At 34.5% G+C, this 8,758-nt stretch carries 4 protein-coding genes and 1 riboswitch; all 4 genes read right to left on the bottom strand.

Features of this window, described 5'->3' with window-relative positions; genetic code table 11:
* Positions 1 to 128: 128 nt before the first annotated feature.
* A complete protein-coding gene (locus tag H8911_RS06455; protein WP_186999072.1) occupies positions 129 to 1,457 on the bottom strand; it encodes an NCS2 family permease in 1,329 nt (442 codons plus the stop codon).
* A 55-nt stretch (positions 1,458 to 1,512) separates the two neighbouring features.
* Entirely contained in the window at positions 1,513 to 4,620 is a 3,108-nt protein-coding gene (locus H8911_RS06450; protein WP_186999071.1) for a UvrD-helicase domain-containing protein, read from the bottom strand.
* Between the two features lie 2 nt (positions 4,621 to 4,622).
* The gene (locus tag H8911_RS06445) at positions 4,623 to 7,172 is read right to left on the bottom strand and encodes a PD-(D/E)XK nuclease family protein (protein ID WP_186999070.1); all 2,550 of its coding nucleotides are present in this window, start codon (positions 7,170 to 7,172) and stop codon (positions 4,623 to 4,625) included.
* A gap of 105 nt (positions 7,173 to 7,277) precedes the next feature.
* Entirely contained in the window at positions 7,278 to 8,648 is a 1,371-nt protein-coding gene (locus H8911_RS06440) for an NAD(P)/FAD-dependent oxidoreductase (RefSeq protein ID WP_117926041.1), read from the bottom strand.
* Positions 8,649 to 8,654: 6 nt separating this feature from the next.
* Positions 8,655 to 8,752: riboswitch (purine riboswitch) on the bottom strand.
* Positions 8,753 to 8,758 lie beyond the last annotated feature (6 nt).

Genomic DNA, 8,758 nt, shown 5'->3' with positions numbered 1-8,758 from the left:
GCAGAGATTTCACAATATCTCTGCTCCCTAGTTAATAATCCTTTAAACACTCATAGGGTTTTCAACCCTACAATTTTTAAAGCCAACTTTTAGTCAACCCTATCTAATTGCGGATTACCCTTTTTCTTTTACATAATGTAAGGTGTAGCGAAGTATAATACGAAGATGATCATTAATGCCCAAACAGTCGGGTGAACTTCTTTCGCTTTACCAGCTGCAATCATGGCAATTGTATAAACGATGAATCCGCATGCGATACCATTTGAAATAGAATACATCAAGATCATCATAATAACAGTGACAAAACCAGCAGCTGCAAAAATCATGTCATCCCAGTCAATACCTTTTAACTGTTGTGCCATCATAATACCAACAACGATCAATGCTGGTGCAGTAACTGCGTTCGTAACTGTACTTAAGATAAGTGGTGATAAGAATACAGCTAGTAAGAAGCAAATACCAGATGTACATGCAGTTAAACCTGTACGTCCACCAACACCAACACCAGAACTAGATTCAACGAAGCTAGTTACTGTACTAGTACCTAAAACTGCACCAAATACTGTACCAACCGCATCAGCAAGCAATGCTTGTTCAGCATTTTCTAGTTCACCTTTATCGTTGATTAAACCAATACGGTTACCAATCGCAACAAGTGTTCCAGCTGTATCAAAGAAGTCAACAAATAAGAATGAGAAAATAACTACGAAAGCTTGGAATGGATTTGCGAATAATTCAGAAATTCCTGAGAAGCAAGCTCCAGCAGCTTGTAATTCAAAATCAAACGAAATGAAATGTTCAGGTAAAGTAGGCATACCAGCCATTCCCATGAATCCAAGGATGATTCCAATCACAGCAGTGATAACCATACCTACGAAAACGGCTGCAGGAACATTTTTAATAACTAACGCAATTGTGATCAACAATCCGACAATCGCAAGTAATACAGTTGGATCTGTTAAGTTTCCAATTGTTACAAATGTTGAAGGACTAGCTACAATAATACCCGCATTTTTTAAACCAACAAACGCAATGAAGAAACCGATTCCGGCTCCGATTGCCAATTTTAATTGTACTGGAATCGCATTGATAATAGCTTTACGAACACCAGTAACAGAAATAAGAATAAAGATAACACCTGAAATGAATACAGCACTTAATGCAGCTGCCCAGCTAAGGCCCATTTGTCCACAGATTGTGTAGGCGAACAATGCGTTTACACCCATACCAGAAGCCAATGCAACTGGGTAGTTGGCAACAAGTCCCATAATGATACTTGCCACACCAGCAGAAATAGCTGTCGCAAGGAATACAGATGCTTTATCCATACCAGCATCTGCCAATACTGCAGGGTTAACCCCAAGAATGTAGGCCATAGCCAAGAATGTTGTAAGACCGGCAATAAGCTCTGTCTTAACGTTTGAACCTTTCTCGTTCAATTTAAAGAATTTTTCCATGAATCTCTCTCCTTCTCTCTTTTTTCAAAAGACCCCTCCATTGTAGCATAAGTTATTATAAAAGGATGCATTTAAATAGAGAAAAAGCATAAATATATGTTTTTATCGGTGAATCCGTTATTCTTTCCATTGAATGTTTATAAGTTTGAAGCTGAGCCGCATACATATCAATTAATTTATTTTCATTATCCGTGGTATCTGTTTTAAAATCAATGATAATTATTTCATCTTCTTTATAGATAACTAAGTCCATAAATCCATGAACGACTTGGTTTTTTTCTTTAATAATATAGCTTTGTTCAAATACATGCTTTTCGTTCATCCATGAAGCATAGAGTGCATTCGAATTTAAAGCTAGAATCTGTTTGATATCATAATCCTTTAAAGTATATCCATAAGAATTCGCAAAAGAAATAATTTCTTCTTGTTGATAAGGATATGAACATTGCGCCACAATTTCATGGAATAAAGTACCACGAAGCGTTCCTATATTTTTAGTAAGAGAAATATCTTTCCAGTCTAATTTCATTTTGGCCCCACTAGCCGTCTGACTCGAGAACACATCGGATGTTTTTGTATAGACAGGAAGCTTGTAAGACTTATTATTTTGACGCACTTTTAATGGTCTTTCATACAATTCTGATTTTTTATCAAAAACCACTAGAGAATCACTCGTATTGGCATATGTATGTAAAAGCCATCCTGTATAACTCTCATCTTCTAATAGAGTATAGGCGTTTAATGGACTATAAAAATCTTCAATGCTTTCAATCGTATCTACAATGACCAATTCTTTTTGAGGACGTGTTGTCGCAACATAGAATACGCGCATTTCTTCGGCAAGATCATCCAATTTTTTTTTGGTTTGTAGAGCTAAATGATATATTGAATTGTACTTATATTTATAATCATTACTTAAGCCTTTTAAAGATAATCCTAATATTGAATCAAGTAAGATGCATGAACTGCCATGTTTATCTCTTTGTTCATGTTGCGAAAGAATATATACAACAGGAAATTGTAAACCTTTAGATTGATGCATTGTCTTTACTTGAACTACATCATCTTCTTTGCCATACAAGCTTGCTTCCTGAGTTTGATCTTGCGTTGCATCTTTAGATAGTTGTAGGACAAAACCATGGATGTCACTCTGATTTTCATACTGGGTTGCTAATTCTAATAAATAATCCAGGTTGTTCTTATCTTGAATTGTTGTAGAAGCATAATAGAAATTATTATAGGCATAGATGTATTGTAGAAGTTGTACAATCGTTTGATTTCTATTTACATATAATTCAAAGAAAGGCTTCATAAAATCTTCGTTTTTAATACTCATATATAAAGATGTGCCTTTTTCTTTTCCAATGCAACACTTCGCAATTTGAGAAAAAGATACATTAAATAATGGGGACATTAAAGAAGCACATAACGCAATGTCGTCGGTTAAATCTTCTAAAGCTTTTAAAGTGGAAAGTACAATTTGGATGGCAGGATTTGTGTAGAATCCATGATCAATGGTAATCATAGCCGGAATGTTGTAGGCCTCAAAAACTGTTTTCAGTTTTTCTTGAGGCGCATGATTACGGGTTAACACACACATAGATTTATAGGACATGCCTGCTTTGTGCTTTTCGATAATATCTTGTGCAATCAAATCAAAACGATTCTCATTGTGATTCTTTTTGATGGTAGCTTTGTTGCCTTCTTCATCTTCATATTCTGTATATAAGAAACGAACTGGATATTGAGGACTTTCCATTTGTCCTTTCGTACCTACATTGGCAATATCAATCTCTTCAAATTGTTTTCCCAATAATTCATTGTTCATGATCTTACTATAAAAATCATTGTTGAATTGAATAACACTCGCATTGGAACGATAGTTTTCCTGCAATAATAAAGGGGTGTTGTTGATATCTTCCTTTTTCATCCAGTCCTGCATAATTTTTGGATTGGCTTGTCTAAAACCATAGATGGATTGTTTAATGTCACCCACTCTAAATACGTTGTTTTCATGGCAGAAAGACGCAATGATTTTTTCTTGAAGTTCATTGGTATCTTGAAATTCATCCACAAGAATCATCTGATATTTATTGTACATTTCTTCTTTGATCATCGGATCTTGAAGGAGTTGATACGCAAAGTGCTCCATATCATTAAAGTCAATCACTTCCATTTTCTTCTTTTCCAATTGAAAGTATAACTTTACTTTATTGGTTAATTCAAATAAGGTATCTACTAAAGCTTTATGATTTTGAATGTCCTTTAAATAGAATTCTTCATCAAATAAGTTTTCTACGATCTTTGTTTCATGATCTTTAAAAGAAGTTTGATATTTTGAGTAATCCACCTTATCAATTGTCTTCTTAAAACCGATGGTATTTTTTAAATACAATTCAAATTGAGCTTTAAAATCTGAATACGAGTTGGCATCTAAACACTTTGATAAATAGTCCTTTTTGACTTCATAATCTTCAGGCTTTGCGATTTGATAGATTATTTCATCTAAAATCTCTGACATAGCCAAGCAATGATTATGAAAGTATTTCAATGCATATTCCATTAATTCTGGACTTAAATATGTATATGAATCTTGAATGTTTTTAATCCATGTCTTTGCGTCTTCTTCGGATTTAGAGTTGAGGATTGCCAAAATATCTTCAATGTATTTTTGAATGTCTTCTTCTGTTTTTCCAAAAGAGAGAAAATACATTTTTAATTTTGTGTATGCAGCTAAGTGTAAATCTTGAATCGCATGTTTGTAGGCGTTGTCAAAGGCGATGCGTGTTTGGACTGAAGATGCCGTTTGTTTGGACATCGTATAAGAAATAGGAATCTTATAGTAATAATTTTGTACAATCGACAAGCAGAAACTATCAATAGTTGAAATACTGGCTGTTTCAAGTAGAGCCATTTGCTGAAGAATGTATTCTGTTTTTGGCTGCTCTTTTAATTTGGAAAGAAGACGTGCCTTCATTTCAGCTGCCGCATCCTTTGTGAAAGTCATTGCCAGGATAGAATCGATTGAAATATGGTCTTTTAATACAAGCTGACATAAACGTTCTACTAAAACAGCTGTTTTACCACTTCCGGCACTGGCAGAGACAACGACATTTGTATCTCGAATGTCAATGGCTTTTTGTTGGGGAATTGAAAAATCCATGTTTATTCTTCCTCCTTTTCTACACGAAGCATTGGTTCAACTTCATTCGCTGAATTTCGACAAATAGATCTGTAAGCACAGAATTTACATGCATCTTGGACGTGATTAGGTAGAGCTTGTCCACTTTTAATGTCCTTTAAAAGACTGTCAACGACTTGAGTCCATTCCTCTTTGATGGTTTCTAAACTTGGATTGGCTCTTTTTACAGGCATGTATCGTTTTATGTCATCACAATAAATGCTCGCATCACTAAAGTGCCATCCATTTAATCTTCGATTGACTTTAAATGTATCCGCAATATCTTTTTCATCGTTCACAGTGAGTTCAGGTATTTTTTTGCGATAATTTAATTTTCCATAAGTGAGTGTTTCTGGGGTTGTCCTTAGTGCAATATAGAAACATCCTACAGGGATTAAACCGGATTCTTTTTCGTAAGCTAACGTATACGTGGCTAACTGCAAAGATAATCCTTTTTCAAAGTCATCGATTTTAATATCTTTATCACTTGATTTATAGTCAAAGATACAAAAAGATGTGTTTGAACTGTCGATTCGATCAATATAGCCATATAAATCAATGGTATATTCATTCCATGGGTAGGAATAAGAGAACTTATGTTCTTGTTTATCCATGTTCATGTGCCAGTTGGATTCAAAATTATGTAGTTGTTCAAAAATCAACATAAGTTTTTCTGTGATTTCTTCAATTTGAGAATCAAACCATGGAATTTGTTGTAAAAGCACTTCTTTTGCGAAGGAAAATTCATTTTCAACATAGTGATGAATTTCTTCTTTGGATAAAGAAGTATATTCTTGTCTATCTTTAGAAATCACTTCTAGAACATGATGTAATATGCTTCCACGAATTCGAATGTCTGTGATGTCTTCTTTTTCTTTTAAATATAAGCCGTATTTTAGTGCATGAGAAAAAGGACATCTTGCATAAGATTCGAGTCTTGAAATAGATCCTTTAAAATGATCATCCTTAAAGAATATGGATTTAGCAGTTGTTTCATTTAAATCGATAGTTGGGGTAGTCCAATTAAAAGAATCGGGCGTAGTGATAAACTCAGCCTTTTGTTGGAGCCAATTTTCTATGTCGGAGCTAGGTTCATAATTCTTTCCTTGATAATCACTTTGTGGATAGAATACATAAAGAATTTCACACAAAGACAAACAGTCAAAGATTTGTGACTGCTGGTTTTGAATGCGTGTTTCAAGATTTGGTAAATCCGTGTTTTGTACATAGGCCTCATCAAAGATTCCAGTATGTAACTTTAAAGCAGGAAATGCACTGGCATTTGTGCCAGTTAAAAAGACGATAGGCCTTAAATTTGTGATGTCTTGTCTAGATCCAATGAATACCCCTTCAATGGAATTGGCTTTCTGATTGACAGAAAGATTTTGGATTTGGTGAATCAAGATGTTTAAATCATTCGCATTATGAATGTGTGTATGCACATCTTGGATAAGTGACATGACATCGTTGAAGGCATTCAAATCTTCTTTTGTGACTTGTTCATGTAGATTTTGAATGTGTTTGGCCATCTTGATAAAATCGTATGCATCAAATAAGAATGCATGATCGTGTATCCATTCTAAAGTGTCTTGTTCTAATTTTTGGTAGGATGCGAATTGGTAGGAATCAATGATTTCATTATCTTTGTATGGAAGTGTAGTTAAGAAAGGTTCAAATTTTAAAAATTGTTCAGGGAACAATGTGTAATACTGCAAGAGATAATTGTCATTTGGATATAAGGTTTGAACTACGTTTAAAAAGCTTTTTAAATCCATATCTTTAGCCCATGTTAAATAATGGATCCACTCGTTATATATAGATGTAGTATGAACTTCTTGTATAGTTGTGAATGGAATCTTATGTGCTGTAAGAATCTGGGTTAAAACATTGATGTCACTTGGGTTGTTTAGGGCAATGAAAATATCATCGGCTGAATAGTCATTTTCAATAATAAGATTTGCGATGACTTCCATTTGTTTGCGTGCGTTGGCAACACTGTAGTAGTGTGTTGTTAATAGTTGCTTATCGCCGAGCCATTTTGCGCCATGATCAATCAACACTTGAATCCAGTAACTGTCTAATTGAGAGTATTCTTTTTTTAGGATATAGATGTTTTCTAAATCTGGTAAACTTGAAAGGACATCTTGCGTTTGGTCTTCTTTGAGTTGAATTGGATACAGAAGATTTAAGATTTCGTGTAAATCTTTTTCTTTTTGGGTTGAACAAGGAAAATCATGAATCTGATAGGTTTTTGCCATTTTTATAAAGTCTAGACAGGCATTTAAAAAGTCATAGTCTTCTTTACTGGAATAGAAGGCATTGGAAAGAGAGATATTCTTTAAAGCGTCTTTGTATAAATAAAGAATTTCAATGTCAGATTTATTTTGTCCGTGATAAAAAGAAGATAGCCAGCTAGACAAGGTTAAAACTTGTATGCCAAGGCAATCTTTTTTTTGTTTTAAAATTTCTTTGTATAAAGATAGATGTAGGGTAGCCGGAGCTAATATTGTACTGTTGTCTGGAATTTGTATCATAAAATTATCACCTAGATTATTATACCATCATTATTATTAACTCGAGAGTTATTAACTGTGCAGTTAATGAAAAAAAGTGGATCATTTGATCCACTTTGTGTTGTATTATAGATTTTCTGTAATGTGTCTTGCAACATATACACCAGATGCACTGGCATGACTTAATGAGTGTGTTACACCTGAACAGTCTCCGATAACGAATAGTCCTTTGTGTTTTGTTTCTAAGTTTTTATCTACTTTTACTTGCATGTTGTAGAATTTAACTTCAACACCATATAGTAATGTGTCATCACTAGCTGTTGATGGACATACTTTATCAAGCGCATAGATCATTTCAATAATGTCATCTAATTGACGTTTAGGGATAACTAGAGACAAGTCTCCTGGCGTAGCCTTCAATGTAGGAGTTACGAATCCTTGTGCAATACGACTTGGAGTTGAACGTTGTCCACGAATCAGATCACCAAAGCGTTGAACGATAACGCCACCACCTAACATGTTTGATAGGCGGGCAATACTTTCACCATATTGGTTACTTTGTGAGAAGGGTTCTGTGAAATGATTTGATACTAATAAGGCAAAGTTTGTGTTGTTTGTGAAACGAGCTGGATCTTCATAGCTGTGACCATTTACAGTGATGATTCCGTTTGTGTTTTCGTTTACGACAACACCTCTAGGGTTCATACAGAATGTACGAACGCGGTCTTGATATTTCTTTGAACGATATACGATTTTAGATTCATACAATGAGTCTGTTAATTCTGAGAATGTATCGGCATTTAGTTCAACACGAACACCGATGTCTACACGATCACTCTTTGTTTCAATGCCTAAGTTTGAGCATACAGATTCCATCCATTTACTTCCTGAACGGCCTGTAGAAATAATACATTGTGTAGATGTATATGTTTCATCCCCACAAACGACTTCATATCCATCTTCGATTTTGTTTACCATATCAATGTGTTTAAAGAAATGGAATTCGGCTTTGTCTTTTAATTCATTGTATAAGTTTTCAAGTACTACATAGTTAATGTCAGTTCCTAAGTGACGAACTTTCGCTTTTAATAAGTGAAGATCATTTTGAAGACATTTTTTGGCGATAGCAGCATCTGAGTTTGCATATAGACGAGTTTTTTCACCGCCCATCTTGCAGTTGATTTCATCCACATATTCCATTAAATCGATAGCTTCTTGTTCACCTACATATTCGTATAGGTTTCCACCAAATTCATTTGTGATATTGTATTTTCCATCACTGAAGGCACCAGCTCCACCAAAACCGTTCATGATGGCACATGATTTACAGTGGATACATGATTTGATGTTCTTTCCGTCAATTGGACATTTTCTTTTGTTTAATGGTGCTCCTGCTTCAAAAACACCAATTTTTAATTCAGGTTTACTCTTTAATAATTCGTAGGCTGAGAAAATTCCTCCAGGCCCAGCACCAATAATAATGATATCGTATTGCATTTTATTTTCCTCCTGTTTGAAGGCTATAGTCTACTGTTTTCGGTAGTAGGTATGAACGTTCAACCATATCATGAACTTATATAACCCGGACTATTATACGGATAAAGTGA

This window comes from Holdemanella hominis (assembly GCF_014306155.1).
GTDB lineage: Bacteria > Bacillota_I > Bacilli_A > Erysipelotrichales > Erysipelotrichaceae > Holdemanella > Holdemanella hominis.
Note: the sequence above shows the minus strand (reverse complement) of the source record. Positions and strands in the feature narration are given on the sequence as shown.